Here is a 14,438-nt window from a genome sequence, read left to right as displayed (position 1 = left end):
AGTACCGGAATTTCCACATAAAATACAAAAAGCCACCTTCACATCATGAAAAGTGGCTTCTAGCACGTCCATGTTGGTTTTGAACGACTTAATAACCAGTTAGTTGCATGAAACCTTGGGCTGTATGGCTACCGGTCGTCAAGATCGGCCCTTCCCAATATGGCAATACAAACGGAAGCCATAAATCATCGTTCAACGTCTGGGTTTCAAGGCTAATATCAAGGTCAGGAATGTTGATTATCCAGCGAGTAGGAAGACGCTTGCCATTAGCTAAAACTGTCTCTTGTATTGGAGCAATCTCAATGTCTTGATTATTCAACGTTGTGACTTTTCCATCGTTTGTTGCAAGTGTCCCAAAAACATAAGGAAGTTGACTCTGGTGACGATAACGGTTTATCGACAATGTGGTTTCATCATCTAAGTGGAAAACAAACCAGTCCCAGCCTTGTTGATCTTCAGCCAGTAACCCACTCCCCCACTCCTTACTCATCCACCCTGTGCCTTTTACTGAGAGTACTTTACTCGGTGACAACGCCAGTTGGCCTTCTACTACAAGAAATGGCGCAGTTAGATTTAGTGAAGCAATAGGTAACAAATCATGTTTGATAGCGTAACCGCGCTCACGAGGAATAACAAAAGGACCACGCGTTGTAGTTTTCAACTTCACTTTGAATGTATCGGTTTGCGCATCTAATAAGCCTGGAAAAGGCGTTCGCCCAAGTGATCGCCATGACCAATTGTCAATCCAGATCCTAAAAGGTTTTGAAGTCATACCCGCTTGGCCAATACCACCACGCGCTACGCGCTGCTCTCGCCAAACTTTATCTTTATTCGATACCACTATATGAGAAACAAATAGCTGAGGACTTAACCATCCCGACATATTGCTATCGTTCGAAGCGATGCGAAAGTAACTCCATTGAATACCGTATGTCTCGCCATACTGATCTTGTACGTTGGCAAAAAAGTGCCACCAACCATGCTGATACTCGTTATGAAAAGCAAAATCTCTCGGGATAATGACAGGGTTGTCAGGCAGCACAGGCTCGAACACTTGAGTTGGCTTAGAGACTAAAACTGAACTGACCTCATTAGTTCGAGGCAAGTGACTGTTTTTAGCATCGCTCTGCTCATGCAAGGCTATCAAGGCAAATGCACTGAAAATGATGGTGACGATGAATACCCCAAGGAGTCTTTTGCTTCTATTGCTCATCTATAGGGAGTCTCTTAACGATTTCATTGGTGTATTCTTTACCATTCTCAAAACAGGAATTGCACCGGCAACCATAAGGGAGAACATGGCAAGAAGGCCAGAGTGAAGGTATGCAGTTGGAATAAATTGAACCTCTAGCGTCCAACCAAAAGATTGCTTGATCACGATATCAACCACCAGATTTGCGAGGGCCAGCCCAAGAGGCATAGCAATGAGAATAGCAATCGCACCAAAGACGAACAATTGCAAGCTCCCCATCATGATCAACTCTCTTCCAGACATACCTAAACAGCGCAAGAGCGAGATATGTTTTTGACGTGAAACTTCACCCGCTACAGTAGCAAAGAAAATACCAAACACAGCAATAACAAGCGTAATGTTTCCTAAAGTATCAGCGATCGAGAAAGTGCGATCAAAGACTCTCATAGCCTGACTATGGATATGGCTATTATCATAAATTCGTTCAGAGTCGAGCCTAAATATGGTTTCTAGGCGACGCTTAAGACCAATCGGATTGATCCCATCATTGAGCACAGCACCGAGCGCGACGGAACCACTACCCGCAAATGCATATAGCCAATTACGATGCGAAAGTAAGACTTGATTGTACGGATTACCGTAGTCGTAATACACCCCCACAACTTGCCAACCGGAGCCGAGCTTGCCAGTTAAATCAACATAATCACCTGGTCTAATTCCCAATTTAAGTGCCATTGATTCACTGATCATCACACCTTTCGAATGATGCAAGTGATACCAGTAATTTGGAATACCCAGTTTAACAGTTAAGGCATCAAGCTCTCCTTCAGAAGCGCCTGTACTCACAACTTGTAAAGCACCTTTGTCGGTGGAAATATCTTTTTCCCAGCGCCACCACACAGAATCCACCTCCGGCTGTTTCGTAAGCCAAGTACTCATGCGTGCTGCAGCGCTATTGTTTGGATAGATGTACAGATCTGCCGCCAAGCGTTGTGTTAACCATTTGTCGGTCGTATCGCGGAAACTACCGACCATGGTTTCAACACCAATATTAGCTGCCATAGCCAGCATGAACGCCATCGTCGCCACACCACGATAGCTCATGCTTGCTGCAGCATCAGCAAAGAACCAGCGGACTTTCACCCAACGCAATGTGTACGACAGGGTTTCGAAAACTTTCCAAATAATATAAGGCGTAAATAAAGCCACACTAAGCAGCATTAGGGCAATTATCGCAAAGCCTGTCTCCTGTGTTTGAGGCGCTTGGTAGATTGCAATCGCAGCCACACAGCAGGCACAGGCGATTAACGCTTGAATGGTAAACTCAGCACCAGCAAATCGAACCAAAGACAGTCTCGTTGTCAGTCGACTTGGCTGAGAACGCAACAAGCGAATCAAAGGCCATGCGCAGGCAACAATCGCACCAGCCAAAGAAAGATATAAGCTAGAGATACTCGCCCGCCAATCCCACACAATGGCAAGACCTATATTGGTATCGTACAAATCTCCCAAACTCGCCGATACGGCTGGAATAAGTTGATTGGCTAGTAGCATGCCTAAGATATTACCGCACAACCAACTCACAAAAACCAATACAAATAGTTCGAGGAGCAAAGCCTGAGCAAGTTGCCAACCCGAGACCCCCATTTGCCTTAAATTGCCCACCAAAGGTTGACGCTGCGTTAATGTCATCGACATGGCTTGATAAAAGATAAACAAACCAACAACGAATGCCAGCATACCCATGGCACTTAAGTTCAAATGAAAAGCTTCTGTTAAAGACTCAAGTTCGGCACGGGAGCTTCGACTAAGTACCATGCCATTGGGTAGCACAGACTTTAGCTTGGCAAGCTTGTGATCTGGCATATCGGCACATGCAATCACCGAAATGCCTGAACTTCGCTCAATCATTCGCAATAAAGACATATCTGCAATGATGCGAGTGCCGTTCAATCGACTTTCAGTATCAATGCTAATTGGGCCTAAAGCACTACCATCGTTTAAACGAATAAAATCCCCATTACCCCATTTCATATGCTGCGCAAGATCCGCACTAACAAGAACAGGATAAGGTGGACGCATTAAATTAAGTGAAGAGATATCATCCAGTAAAGAACCCGATTCGAACTCGATCATAGCAACCGGGTCGATACCGACTAACATCAAATCGGTACCACTGGCAGTACTGATACGTAAACTTTCAAAGGGAGCACATTGATGGAACCCATCGCGACGAAGCTGAACATAAAACCCCTGGGGAATCTTGTTAGCAGCATGTTTAGGGCGGATACGGTAAGGAAGTGGGTTCGAGAATAGCTTCTCACCATGTTCGTAACTCTGGCGAGCATGACTATTAATAGAACTTACACCAACAAGAAGAGAGACACCTAAAGTAAGACCGAGCCAGACAAGAATTATTTGGAAAGGGTAACGTCTGTAGTGGCCAAGTAGTGCTTTAACTACGGGCCATAACATGCAGTTGCCCTCCTTGCAATCTAACCTTACCTTCCATATGTTGTGCTACGCGCTCACTGTGTGTAACTAAGAGTAAGGTACACTCTAATTGCTTGGTCAATGTAGTGAGTAGACGCATTACAGCTTCGGCATTACGCTCATCCAAGCTCCCCGTAGGCTCATCGGCAAGCAAGATCTTAGGCTCCATATAAAGAGCGCGTGCTATAGCGGCTCGCTGTTGCTGACCACCAGAAACTTCTTCAGGATAACGGCCAAGTAATGGCATTAAATCGAGAGCAGAGAGAATTTGTCGCCATAAACCAGCATCTTCAGGAAGACCTTTAAGCTGTCTGCAAAAACGAATGTTGTCGGCGATATTAAGTGTAGGAAGGAGATTAAACTGTTGGAAAATAAGACCTATGTTGTTTCTACGATAAGCCGTGCGCTTGGATTCTGCTACTTGATGCATTGAGAACTTTGGAAAAATGACTTCTCCGGTGTCTACCGTATCAAGGCCTGCAATCAAGTTGAGTAACGTACTCTTACCCGAACCACTTTCACCCATTAACGCTATCTGTTCACCTTGCTTTAACGACAACTCAGCACCTTGTAAAACTGGATGAAATTCACCACCATCTACATAGCCTTTACATAGGTCTGTTAGCTGTAACATTAATACTCTCGTAAACCGTCGAAATAGGAGTGTGAATCTACACTAAATCGACAGTTCAAGGAAGCATTTTGGATACTAGATCACAAGATATGCACCAAAGCGCTATGAATACACGCCCAATGTCTAGTTTTCGATCAAATTTCGAATCCACTTCCGCGTTTTCATGCGATAGAGAGAGCCAAACCATTTGATTGCCTCCTCAGTTAAAAACAGTAAATAAATCCACTCAGGCTTCCAACCAAGCCCTATGGCTGCAAATGCTGCGAGCGGAATACCGATCACCCACTGGGCAACCAGATCTTGATATAAACAGAACTTAACATCGCCTCCTGCGCGAAGCACACCTACGATTGTCATCATCGGTAAGGATCTAAGTACAATACCTACACTTAACACCAGCATGAACTTCTCCGACAATGCACGTGTTTCAGGAGTCAGCGCACTAAAGACATCTAATACTAAGCCTTGTACCAAATAGAGCAATCCAGCGACAACAATCCCTACAAGCACACTGAGTAGTGTCACGCCAATCGCCTGATAATAGACTTCGTCGTATTTCTTCGCGCCAATTTGGTTACCAACCAATACTGCGGCTGCGTTTGACATACCGATCAGCAAAGCAAGAGCGATTGACTCAACGGGTGACATGACTGATAAAGCAGCCAAACCTTGTACACCCGACTGACCCATAATGGCATGGTAGGCAAACAGCCCCCCTGCCCATGCGAGGAAATTGAATGTCGTAGGCAGTGATAAGCGCAAGAACTTTGTAACTCGCGTCCACTCCACTACGTCGCGAATATCCAGCAAGCCAAATGCCAATAAGTGCTTTTTGGCATACAAGTAGCCAAACAAAGTTACCACTTCGATAGCACCACTTAACACTGTGGCAATAGCCGCTCCTTTAATTCCCATCGCAGGCACGCCAAACTTACCAAAAATGAGCACCCAGTTGAGGAATATGTTAGAGATGATGCCGATACCACTAAAAAAGGTACTTAAACCCGGTTTGTGCATGGCCCGTAAACCCACAGCCATACTTGCTACACAGGCGACGGCAAACATAGATACCGAAGTGATCACTAAATAGTCAGCACCTAGCTTGTTCACCACTGGATCACTGGTCGCTAACCCCATGACTTGCGTAGGGAATAAGATGAATAACAGCGCAGTAATCGCTGCAAAAACCATACAAACTAGCCAGGTAAGGGCAGTACTTTCTCTGACTCCTTTGCGATCACCCGCTCCCCAGTATTGCGCTGTAAGTAATGCGCCTCCGGTTGTCACACCAACTAGCATGATCGTCGTAACAAACGTTGCACGCGCAGCGACGCCGACGGCTGCGATTTCGGCTTCACCTAACTGACCTAGCATCAATACATCAACCAAACCTCGGCTGGAAAACATAATACTCTGCAATGTAATAGGTAAAGCAATCGCAATTAAACGCCGTATAAAGTCACCACGGGTATTTGTCAAAACATGGGAGAGAGTTATCAATCGCGCACCTCAAAATGCAACAGTATGAAAAGAGAGAAAAAACGAGTCGACTATTATATGATCAGTCTAGATATGAAACCATAAAAACCACAGGGGTTAGGATGAAAAACGTACTGGTCTTGGGCGCCTCTGGCTACGTGGGTTCACAACTGCTTTTACAGCTTTGTGAGCGTGGTTATAAGGTTACAGCCGCCGCCAGACAAATCGACTATCTTAAGGCTCGCGTCGAACCTCATCAAAATTTGTCGCTTTGCTATCTCGACCTTGCTGATAAAGCGGCCACAAGTGCGTTGATCCCCAAGTTCGATCTTATCTATTTTTTAGTCCATGGTATGGCGCATGGGCATGACTTTCTTGAATATGAAGTATCTTTGGCAGAAAATTTTAGTCATGCACTCGTCCAAAGCTCGGTGAAACACGTCATATACTTGAGTGCGATACAACCACAGACTGGCGACTCAAGGCACCTTACTGCTCGCCGGATGACTGGCGATATCATTCGAAAAGCTGGTGTTCCAATCACAGAACTACGCGCTGGTGTCATCATCGGTCCAGGTTCTGCCGCATTCGAGATTATGCGTGACTTTGTTTACAACATGCCAATTCTCGTGACGCCAAAATGGGTCGAATCACGAGCGAATCCGATCGCTCTAGAGAATCTCAACCACTACTTACTGTCTACTGCTGAGGAATCGCCAACCCATCACCAACTTTATGAAGTGGGTGGACCTGATACGCTCAGCTATCGACAGCAGTTCCACGTAATCGCTAATACCATCAACAAACCTATTTCGATTTGGCCCACTTCCCTGCTCACCCCACAAATGGCTTCTCATTGGCTAGGCGTCGTCACGTCTGTTCCTTCCAGTATTGGCGCAGCGCTTCTGTCAGGGCTTGAACATGATTTCATCGCAGACCATCATGCAATTGACAAGAAATACCCGCAATCCCTTATCGCGTTTAAAGACATGGTCGCCAACAGTATTGAGCAAGAGGGTAAGTTCGTGCGAAGTAATGTGTGGGGCTTTGATCCTGCAGCCCTTTCTCGTTGGCAACCTGGTTACGGTTATTACCCCAAGCAAACGAGTGCCGAAATAGAAACGCAGCTGTCAGCTAAGCAGATCTGGAACGTGGTGAAACAGATTGGCAGCAAAAAAGAAGGCTACTTCTTTGCTAACTTATTGTGGCGTACACGTGAATGGCTCGACATCTTCTTTGGAGGGGGTAAACCAGTTCGACGTTCTCCTACCGGCCCAGGACTTCAAGTGGGAGATTACATCGATTCATGGAAAGTCATTCGCTGTGAAGAAAACCAGTTCATCTCATTATTATTCGGTATGAAAGGCCCTGGTTTAGGTCGATTGGAATTTTCAATTGAAGATTTGGGAACAAAAAGAAAACTCACTGTGACAGCATGGTGGCATCCACAGGGATTTAGAGGACTACTGTACTGGTTTGCCATGATGCCTGCCCACCTGTTTATCTTTAAAGGTATGGTTAAAGCCATCATTAGAAAAGCAAAAGAGCTTCAAAATAGTAGAAGCTCTCTTTGAATCCGCTTTAGCTTACACCGTCAGACTCAGTGGAATTTCAGCTAATCGATCACCTCGGTTGGCTGGAAAGACTAAGTACTCGCCGTGATACTTCACGTTAGATTTGTAGTCCGTCACTTTATGAACCATAAAGCCAGCATTCGAGGCTTTCTCAACAAAATCAGCATGGTGACCGCGAACAAACCAGCTCATTGGCTTGATCATATCTTCACCATCAAAGCTGCTCTCACATTGCTCAGTGCACATCGCGAGTGAGTTTGGTCCCTCAGTAAAGATCTGGATTTTACCACAACCAACTAACTCTTCAGACGTTGTGACTTCCCACCCTTTCTCTTCCATCATGTCGATGAAGTCGTTGATTTCATAGTCTTTAACAATACGATCTTCTTGACCTTGCGGGAAGAACTGAGCATAGAATTTCGAAATACGTTGGAACGTTTGCATCAAACCAGCGTTGTTCCCTTTTGAGCGTCCCGTTTTCTGCCAGCGAATTAAATCATCCGCCACAATACGCGGGAACTGCTGCGACTTAATTGCTTTTGTAATCCAACGCACCAAGTAAAGGTTGTTTGCTGTTGGGCCATTGGTCAGTTTGCCAGCCTTATGCTCATTGGCAATCTCTTCCAAAGCCTTGTTTACTAATTTCTGTATTTCTACCGTATATTCAGACATTACGCCTTTCTTCCAAATATCCAATAACAAGCCGCTGAGATGATAGAGCAAGCACTCATCATTGAGATCATCGGCCATGTTACACCACCGGGCATCATTGCCACGATAGCACCAATAATTGAACCTGTGCCAAAGCGCAGAGTTCCTGCCAACGAAGACGCCGTACCTGCCATCGTTGGGTAACCACTTAATAACAGCCCCATTGTGTTGCTCCCGATTGTCGACAAGGTTCCGATAAACATTACGACAAATACAACCGTTCCCCACAGGCCTGCATCTAACAACCAGGTAACAAATAGACCGACGCCTGCGATAAGCTGTATGATCAAACCAAAACGCAGCATGGCGTGCGAACCCACCTTTTTGACCAAACGGCCATTGATACTCGTCATGACAATCATCGCGACAATATTTAAGGCAAACAGATAACCGAATAGATCTGGCCTTACGCCATAGATATCAATATAGACAAACGACCCTGCTGTTAGAAATGCAAACATCCCTGCAAACGAAAAGGCACCGGAGAAAATCAACCCCATTGCCACGGGATTTTTGAATAACCTTAGGTAGTTCCTTAGCGTATTGCGGATTCGAAGTGGTTGTTTGTTCTCTTCACTTAGCGTTTCTGGAATTTTCCATAGCACTAAACATATCACGACGACGGAAAAGCCAGCCAAAATCCAAAAAATAGCGCGCCAGCCAAACCACACAGCGACATAGCCACCGATCATTGGAGCGATCAATGGCGCAATCGTCATCACCAAGGTAACAAATGACATAGCTCGCGCAAAATCTTCACGATCAAACATATCACGTACTACGGCTTGTATGATGACCGCAGCAGCAGCGCCGGCAAAACCTTGCGCTGTACGTACCCAAGTTAACGCTTCAATGCCCGTTGTTGTCGCACTGACCACCGCCGCAAGACCAAAAAAGAACACACCCAGTATCAAAACAGGACGACGACCATAACTGTCTGCCAATGGCCCATGAATCAACTGGCCAATCGCAAATCCGGCGGTATAGGCTGTGAGCGTAATCTGCACTGCACCTTCGACAACACCAAGGTCTTTGGCGATCGTTGGCATCGCTGGCAGGTACATATCAATAGCTAAAGGGGTTAAAGCACCAATTGCACCCAGAACAAGGAATAACAGGAAACTGATTTGGGGGGCTTTGGTTTGATCTAAGGTTCTCTCAGACATAAATCTCCTACTCGGCTGCGAATCAGATGCAGCTTCCGTGCTGCAACCAAACAGAATAAATGAACACTAAAAGTGCAAGGATCTGTTGACCTCGTTCGGTTAACAGACCCTTGATGAATTGATCTATATTGAGCGAATTGCCCCTAAAAGACTAGTTCCCAAATGGAAATAAAGTATTTCCTTAATAAAGGATTATTTCCAAACAGAGTTAATTTCTTCTTCGGTTAAATAACGGTATTCACCCGGCTCTAAAGTGTCACAAAGCTCAATATTACCAATACGCTCTCGGTGCAGGTGTTCAACTTTGTTGCCAAGCGCTGCAAACATCCGCTTCACCTGATGGTATTTACCTTCGGTGATAGTCAGTAACACTTCTTTCTCTTCTTCATCGACGACTTCAAGCTTAGCTGGCAGTGTTATATCTTTCTCGTTGCGCAGTTGAATGCCTTCTGCAAACTTCTCCGCATACTCTGCTTGTAGAGGATCAACAAGCCAAACACGGTATGTTTTCTCACATTTGTGTTTTGGAGATGTGATTCGGTGAGACCATTGACCATCATCAGTTATCAAGACCAGACCTGTAGTATCAACATCAAGACGACCCGCAAAATGTAAATCTTCCATTTTCACTTCATCTAGCAACATGAAAGCCGTTTGATTAAACCCATCTTCATGCGAGCAAACAAAACCATCTGGCTTAAAAAGCATGATGTAGCGAGGGCCCGGCTTTTGAATCTCTCGACCTTGCCATTCTACCGTGCACTCTTCAGTAACCTTAGTTGCGCCACTTTTCTGCACCACGTCATTGACGGTGACATCACCACTTTTAATGATTTTTGTTGCTTCTTTACGTGTTGCCCCAAGTGCATCACATAGATATTTATCTAAACGCATGAATACCTCATCTTTGCTAGGTGGGGTATTATAGTGCGACTAGACTAAATAGTTGAGCTATTTCACACATTTTATGTATACACTTCGTCCCTATCAGACTGATTCCGTCAAAGCGGTCATTCACTACTTTCGTAAACACTCGACACCTGCAGTACTTGTACTACCTACAGGAGCAGGCAAGAGCTTGGTCATTGCAGAGCTTGCTCGTCTGGCTAAAGGACGTGTCTTGGTGTTGGCACACGTGAAAGAGTTGGTAGAACAGAACCACCAAAAATACGAAGGATACGGACTGAAAGGCTCAATTTTTTCTGCCGGATTGGGTCGTAAAGAGACCGATCAACAAGTCGTTTTCGCCTCTGTGCAATCCGTCGTGCGTAATCTCGATCAGTTTAAAAACCAGTTTTCACTTTTAGTTATCGATGAATGTCACCGCGTGCCCGACGATAAGAACACCAGCTATCAAAAAGTCATTAACCATCTTCGTGAACAAAACGCCGGGATCAAAGTTCTCGGGCTGACTGCCACTCCCTACCGTTTAGGCATGGGTTGGATTTACCAATACCATACACGAGGATTAGTTCGCAGCGAGGAGCCTCGCTTCTTCCGCGACTGCATATTCGAGCTACCCATTCGCTACTTACTCGATGAAAAGTTTCTCACTCCAGCACGTATGATGGATGCGCCAGTATTGAGTTATGACTTTTCTCAACTCAAACCCGCCAGTACTGGCCGCTATAAAGAGTCTGAAATGGATATGGTGATTGATAGGGCGAAACGTGCGACACCTCAGATCGTCGAGCAAATCATTCATATGTCTGCCGATAAGCAAGGTATTATGATTTTCGCTGCGACAGTCCGCCATGCGCAAGAAATTTTTGGCCTGCTACCCGAGGGCCAAACCGCTATCGTCATCGGTGATACGCCAACACCCGAACGCGATGCCATCATCCAAGACTTTAAAGAGCGCAAAATTAAATACCTCGTCAACGTGTCAGTACTGACTACGGGCTTTGACGCCCCACACGTTGACCTGATTGCTATTTTGCGCCCGACTGAATCGATTAGCCTTTACCAGCAAATTGTTGGACGAGGACTACGCCTGTCTCCGGGAAAAGAGGAATGTTTAGTTCTGGATTATGCAGGCAATAGTTACGATCTCTATCAACCAGAAGTGGGCGATGCTAAACCCGACTCTGACAGCGAAATCATCACCATCCCCTGCCCAGCGTGCGGCTTTAACAACAACTTCTGGGGCAAGTTAGACAGTAACGGCTTTCTTATTGAACACTTTGGTCGCAAATGTCAGGGCTTCTTTGAAGATGAGGAGAGTGGCGAACGTGAACACTGCGACTACCGATTCAGAGCCAAGTATTGTGGCGAATGCGGAGCAGACAACGATATCGCCGCTAGAATCTGCCATGAATGTGATGCCACTCTAGTTGACCCAGACAAGAAGCTTAAGGAGGCGTTGAACCTTAAAGATGCCCTTGTCTTTGAGTGCCTAGAAATGGCTTTAAGCGTTCACAAAGATGACAAAGGAAAAAGTAGCTTAAAGGTCTCTTACATTGGAGATAATCAGGCTCAGGTGAGTGAATTCTGGTCATTGACCACCAAAAACCAAAAGCAACGCTTCAAAGATCAGTTTGTTCGCCCACACCTTGCAGACAAACATAGGCCATTTGACGATGCCTCGCCGACTAAAGTGGTGAACAACCAGCACAGGTTTCGTCCACCTCAGTTTGTGGTTGCAAGGAAATCTGGCCGTTTTTGGAAAATGCGCGATAAGATTTTTGCTGACGAACTATCGAACTGAACGCTATTCACTTGGTGTTCATCTTTCAACAGGTATACTCAGTTGCAGAAATTTCAAGAAGGTAAGAATATGTTGAAGCGTCCGTTAGTCAGTTTGACAGCCCTATTGGCGTGCGTCTTTGTTTCATTTCCCACTTTAGCGGAAAAACACCATGACGAAGATGGGCATGCTCTGGTGCAAGACATGCACAAACCCGGCGCGCGAATTGAGTTTGAAGAAGACCAAGATGAAGTCTACGACGCAGTACAGAAAGGCTACGTTCGCCCATTCTCTGAAATGTTTGCTGCTGTCGAGCGTGATCTAAATGGCCGAATCATTCATGTCGAACTCGAAGAAGACGATGATATCTGGATCTATGAACTCAAATTAAACCACAATAACAATATCATTAAGGTTGAATACAACGCCGAAACCCTTGAAATGCTGCAAATCAAAGGCAGAAACATTAAAGAAGCACTAAAAAAATAGAAGATTAAAGCTTATGAAAATTCTTGTAGTGGAAGATGAACCGCGTCTTGGTGAACAAATTATCGAAACGTTAGAACAAGTGGACTGGGTTCCTGAACTATCTCAAGACGGTATCGATGCTCTATACCGAGCCACTTCAGAAGAGTGGGATGCTATTGTGCTCGACCTTGGTTTACCCAAACTCGATGGTCTGACGGTACTCAAAGGAATTCGAGATGAGAACATTAACACGCCAGTCGTAATCCTTAGCGCTCGTGACACGTTAACTCAGCGTGTAGAAGGCTTAAACGCAGGCGCTGATGACTATTTGACCAAACCATTTGAAATGGTGGAGTTGATTGCCCGCATCCGTGCTCAACTTAGACGCGCTTCGGGTAATGCCTCGCCAGTGATGCAAGTCGGTAACTTAAGTCTTGATACCCGTACTTCGAAAGTGATGTGGCAAGGTCAAGCCATTAGTCTTACAGCACTTGAATACAAGGTCGTCGCTTACTTTATGCATAACCCTGAAAAGGTCATTTCACGAACAGAACTGGTGGAGCATATCTACAAACAAGACTTTGACCGTGATTCCAACACTATTGAAGTGTTCATTGGTCGAATCCGCAAGAAAATTGCTCCGAAAGTCATTAAAACAGTGAGAGGCTTGGGGTACCAGCTTAATGCCGAATAACAAGCGTTCATTGCTTAGAAGACTGAGTTTAAAAAGCCGCTTAGTTCTGGCGGCTGTGGTCTGGTTAACTGCCATGGTAGTTGCCGTTGGCGTTAGTGTCCCAAATCAAGTCTTCAACTATATGGCTGACGACGCCAAGTCTCAGCTATCCATCTATATGGATGAAATTTCCGCTGCGATAGAAGCCGATGAATCTGGCAACATCACTCTGGCATCCAACCTTTCCGATCCTCGCTTTAATCGTCCATACAGTGGCATATACTGGTCAGCGAAAACCGATACAGATTTACTTCGCTCACGTTCGTTATGGGACCAAAAAATCGAAGCCAAGAAGAAGGGCAAAGAATACTTTGGTGCCCGTGGTGAGAAGCTCATCTACATAAAAACCACGTTGTATTACCCAGATTATGATGGGCCTATTGAAGTTCTGATCGGCATCGACGAGCAGCCGATTGAAGACACCGTTCGGGATTTGATGCGCCAACTATGGATTATTCTCGCTCTACTCTACTTTGGCGTTCTGGCAGTGATCATGTTGCAAGTTCAGTGGTCACTTAGCCCACTAAACAAGATGCAAAAAGAACTGACTCAGCTTCGCTCAGGTGATAAAACTAGCCTTGATGAAGATTATCCAAAAGAGGTGGCTCCAGTCGTCTCCGATCTCAATGCTCTGGTATTTCACTACCAAGAATTACTCGAGCGTGCTCGCCATCATGCAGGCAACCTTTCTCACGCTCTCAAAACGCCATTGTCAGTGTTAAGAAACGAAATTGGCTCGCTCGACAAAGAGGCACGAGACTACCTATTGCCACCAGTTCACCAAATACAAAGCCAAATCGATTACCATTTGGGTCGTGCGCGAATGGCAGGCTCTAAGAACATTCTTTCTGTTCGAGCTAACCCTGCTGAAAGAGTTGATGCGATCTCGATGGCGTTTGATAAGGTTTACGCGCAGAGAGGCGTCTCTTTGATTAATGAGCTCGACTCAGCCATTGAGGTTGCCGTAGACCCAACCGATCTAGACGAAATGGTTGGTAACCTGCTTGAAAATGCCTATAAGTGGTCTTGCAATATAATTCGTGTTCACTCTGTAGAAAATGAGCCCGGCACAATTGAAATTATTATCGAAGACGACGGCCCTGGCATTGAAGATGAAGATATTCAGCAAGCTCTTAAACGTGGTGTCAGGTTAGACGAAACTACACCTGGAACAGGTCTTGGCCTGAATATCGTGAATGAAATGGCACATAGCTATCGTGGCAAACTTGCCCTGTCGAGAAGTTCTATGGGTGGACTAAAAGCCGTCCTTGCGTTTAATACCTCAAACTAACCTATCTGACT

General features: G+C 45.4%; 12 protein-coding genes. 5 read left to right on the top strand and 7 right to left on the bottom strand.

Features of this window, described 5'->3' with window-relative positions; all coding sequences use genetic code 11:
* Nucleotides 1-88: 88 nt before the first annotated feature.
* From APB76_RS00190 to APB76_RS00175, 4 genes are all read right to left on the bottom strand, one after another.
* A complete protein-coding gene (locus APB76_RS00190; protein WP_054963428.1) occupies nucleotides 89-1,213 on the bottom strand; it encodes a lipocalin-like domain-containing protein in 1,125 nt (374 codons plus the stop codon).
* On the bottom strand, nucleotides 1,214-3,667 hold the full coding sequence (locus APB76_RS00185; RefSeq protein WP_049842945.1) for an ABC transporter permease: 2,454 nt from the start codon (nucleotides 3,665-3,667) through the stop codon (nucleotides 1,214-1,216).
* Nucleotides 3,648-4,319, bottom strand: a complete 672-nt coding sequence (locus APB76_RS00180; protein WP_049842946.1) for an ABC transporter ATP-binding protein — start codon at nucleotides 4,317-4,319, stop codon at nucleotides 3,648-3,650. The genes APB76_RS00185 and APB76_RS00180 overlap by 20 nt, the downstream gene beginning before the upstream one ends.
* Nucleotides 4,320-4,442: 123 nt before the next feature.
* On the bottom strand, nucleotides 4,443-5,819 hold the full coding sequence (locus APB76_RS00175) for an MATE family efflux transporter (protein ID WP_054963427.1): 1,377 nt from the start codon (nucleotides 5,817-5,819) through the stop codon (nucleotides 4,443-4,445).
* A 101-nt stretch (nucleotides 5,820-5,920) separates the two neighbouring features.
* On the opposite strand from APB76_RS00175, the gene APB76_RS00170 reads away from it, so the two are divergent.
* Nucleotides 5,921-7,372 carry a DUF2867 domain-containing protein gene (locus tag APB76_RS00170; protein WP_054963426.1) on the top strand — a complete coding sequence of 484 codons (1,452 nt, stop codon included), beginning with the start codon at nucleotides 5,921-5,923 and terminating at the stop codon, nucleotides 7,370-7,372.
* Nucleotides 7,373-7,384: 12 nt separating this feature from the next.
* On the opposite strand, the gene APB76_RS00165 is transcribed toward APB76_RS00170, so the two are convergent.
* The 3 genes from APB76_RS00165 to rsuA all read right to left on the bottom strand — a co-directional run bounded on the left by APB76_RS00165 (nucleotide 7,385) and on the right by rsuA (nucleotide 10,143).
* A complete protein-coding gene (locus APB76_RS00165) occupies nucleotides 7,385-8,044 on the bottom strand; it encodes a DUF2913 family protein (protein ID WP_054963425.1) in 660 nt (219 codons plus the stop codon).
* Nucleotides 8,044-9,249, bottom strand: coding sequence for a Bcr/CflA family multidrug efflux MFS transporter (locus APB76_RS00160; protein ID WP_054963424.1), 1,206 nt, complete (start codon nucleotides 9,247-9,249; stop codon nucleotides 8,044-8,046). Before APB76_RS00160 ends, APB76_RS00165 begins: the two co-directional genes overlap by 1 nt.
* A 192-nt stretch (nucleotides 9,250-9,441) precedes the next feature.
* On the bottom strand, nucleotides 9,442-10,143 hold the full coding sequence (rsuA, locus tag APB76_RS00155; RefSeq protein WP_049842951.1) for a 16S rRNA pseudouridine(516) synthase RsuA: 702 nt from the start codon (nucleotides 10,141-10,143) through the stop codon (nucleotides 9,442-9,444).
* A gap of 73 nt (nucleotides 10,144-10,216) precedes the next feature.
* Here rsuA and APB76_RS00150 point away from each other — a divergent pair, with 73 nt between their 5' ends.
* The 4 genes from APB76_RS00150 (at nucleotide 10,217) to APB76_RS00135 (ending at nucleotide 14,427) form a co-directional block, all read left to right on the top strand.
* The gene (locus APB76_RS00150) at nucleotides 10,217-11,956 is read left to right on the top strand and encodes a DEAD/DEAH box helicase (RefSeq protein WP_054963423.1); all 1,740 of its coding nucleotides are present in this window, start codon (nucleotides 10,217-10,219) and stop codon (nucleotides 11,954-11,956) included.
* A 69-nt stretch (nucleotides 11,957-12,025) separates the two neighbouring features.
* On the top strand, nucleotides 12,026-12,424 hold the full coding sequence (locus tag APB76_RS00145; protein WP_054963422.1) for a PepSY domain-containing protein: 399 nt from the start codon (nucleotides 12,026-12,028) through the stop codon (nucleotides 12,422-12,424).
* Nucleotides 12,425-12,437: 13 nt separating this feature from the next.
* On the top strand, nucleotides 12,438-13,097 hold the full coding sequence (locus APB76_RS00140; protein ID WP_049842954.1) for a response regulator transcription factor: 660 nt from the start codon (nucleotides 12,438-12,440) through the stop codon (nucleotides 13,095-13,097).
* A complete protein-coding gene (locus APB76_RS00135) occupies nucleotides 13,087-14,427 on the top strand; it encodes an ATP-binding protein (RefSeq protein WP_054963421.1) in 1,341 nt (446 codons plus the stop codon). The genes APB76_RS00140 and APB76_RS00135 overlap by 11 nt, the downstream gene beginning before the upstream one ends.
* Nucleotides 14,428-14,438 lie beyond the last annotated feature (11 nt).

The sequence above is a fragment of the Vibrio bivalvicida genome, from assembly GCF_001399455.2.
In the GTDB taxonomy this organism is placed as follows: domain Bacteria; phylum Pseudomonadota; class Gammaproteobacteria; order Enterobacterales; family Vibrionaceae; genus Vibrio; species Vibrio bivalvicida.
This window is presented reverse-complemented; position numbering and strand designations above follow the sequence as displayed.

Bases quoted from the DNA above. Each gene is read 5' to 3' on its own strand.
- APB76_RS00190 (WP_054963428.1), bottom strand. From the start codon at position 1,213: ATGAGCAATAGAAGCAAAAGACTCCTTGGGGTATTCATCGTCACCATC.
- APB76_RS00185 (WP_049842945.1), bottom strand. From the start codon at position 3,667: ATGTTATGGCCCGTAGTTAAAGCACTACTTGGCCACTACAGACGTTAC.
- APB76_RS00180 (WP_049842946.1), bottom strand. From the start codon at position 4,319: ATGTTACAGCTAACAGACCTATGTAAAGGCTATGTAGATGGTGGTGAA.
- APB76_RS00170 (WP_054963426.1), top strand. From the start codon at position 5,921: ATGAAAAACGTACTGGTCTTGGGCGCCTCTGGCTACGTGGGTTCACAA.
- APB76_RS00165 (WP_054963425.1), bottom strand. From the start codon at position 8,044: ATGTCTGAATATACGGTAGAAATACAGAAATTAGTAAACAAGGCTTTG.
- APB76_RS00160 (WP_054963424.1), bottom strand. From the start codon at position 9,249: ATGTCTGAGAGAACCTTAGATCAAACCAAAGCCCCCCAAATCAGTTTC.
- rsuA (WP_049842951.1), bottom strand. From the start codon at position 10,143: ATGCGTTTAGATAAATATCTATGTGATGCACTTGGGGCAACACGTAAA.
- APB76_RS00150 (WP_054963423.1), top strand. From the start codon at position 10,217: ATGTATACACTTCGTCCCTATCAGACTGATTCCGTCAAAGCGGTCATT.
- APB76_RS00145 (WP_054963422.1), top strand. From the start codon at position 12,026: ATGTTGAAGCGTCCGTTAGTCAGTTTGACAGCCCTATTGGCGTGCGTC.
- APB76_RS00140 (WP_049842954.1), top strand. From the start codon at position 12,438: ATGAAAATTCTTGTAGTGGAAGATGAACCGCGTCTTGGTGAACAAATT.
- APB76_RS00135 (WP_054963421.1), top strand. From the start codon at position 13,087: ATGCCGAATAACAAGCGTTCATTGCTTAGAAGACTGAGTTTAAAAAGC.